Origin of the sequence: Kribbia dieselivorans NBRC 106261, assembly GCF_001552435.1 — a bacterium.
GTDB classification, from domain to species: Bacteria; Actinomycetota; Actinomycetes; order Actinomycetales; family Dermatophilaceae; genus Kribbia; species Kribbia dieselivorans.
In genome coordinates this window covers 1-733 of the sequence record NZ_BCRE01000234.1, presented here as the reverse complement: position 1 = coordinate 733, position 733 = coordinate 1, and the positions used below count along the sequence as shown (strand labels likewise).

Below are 733 nucleotides of genomic sequence, written 5' to 3'. Positions count from 1 at the left end.
CGTCCTGGGGCGGCCCGAAACCATCACTCGCTGGTCCCGGTGCGCACTGTCGATATGCTGGGGCCATGTCCGCCACGGCCGGGGCTTCCCGTCAGCCGTTCAGTGGTCCCACTGGGCGGCGCGTTGCCGCGCTCCGCAGTGAGTTGTTGTCCACGCTCCGTCAGCACGGTGTGACCAACCCCGAGGTTTTCGGTAGCACGGCTCGCGGCGACGACCATGAGGGCAGCGACCTCGACCTCCTGGTGGATTTCCCGCCGAACACGAGCATCATCGACATCATCGGAATCCAGCACGAACTGGAGGCCCTGCTCGGCGTGCACGTGGACTTGGTTCCGCGTACCGGATTGAAGGAGCGCGTTCGCGCGCGGGCAGAACAGGACCTGGTCCCGCTGTGAGCCGCTCCAACAGCGAGATATTGGCCGACATCACGGACGCGATCGCGGCGATCCACTCGCACTTGGGCCACGGCCCGATCACTGTCGACATCGTGATGGACGCAGTCGCAATGCGGCTCCTGGAGATCGGTGAGGCCGTCAAGGCGCTCAGCCCCGACCTGACAGCGGCAGAGGCCCAGATTCCCTGGGCCGACATTGCCGGTATGCGTGATTTCCTCGCCCATCACTACTTCGCCACCAATCCCGAGATCGTCCAAGCGGTCATCGACAAGGACCTGCGGCCACTCTCCGAGGCGGTCGAACGATTGGCTGGGTCCCTGCCGCCGGACTAGTGTCTT

General features: G+C 65.1%; 2 protein-coding genes. Both read left to right on the top strand.

Annotated elements, in window-relative coordinates:
• The first annotated feature begins 65 nt into the window (after window positions 1–65).
• Window positions 66–395 carry a nucleotidyltransferase family protein gene (locus KD1_RS15115; RefSeq protein WP_068403295.1) on the top strand — a complete coding sequence of 110 codons (330 nt, stop codon included), beginning with the start codon at window positions 66–68 and terminating at the stop codon, window positions 393–395.
• Window positions 392–727 (top strand): HepT-like ribonuclease domain-containing protein, encoded by a 336-nt coding sequence (locus KD1_RS15110; protein ID WP_068403293.1) that lies wholly within the window; start codon window positions 392–394, stop codon window positions 725–727. Before KD1_RS15115 ends, KD1_RS15110 begins: the two co-directional genes overlap by 4 nt.
• Window positions 728–733 lie beyond the last annotated feature (6 nt).

Coding starts and splice junctions, on each gene's coding strand:
- KD1_RS15115 (WP_068403295.1), top strand. CDS start 66: ATGTCCGCCACGGCCGGGGCTTCCCGTCAGCCGTTCAGTGGTCCCACT.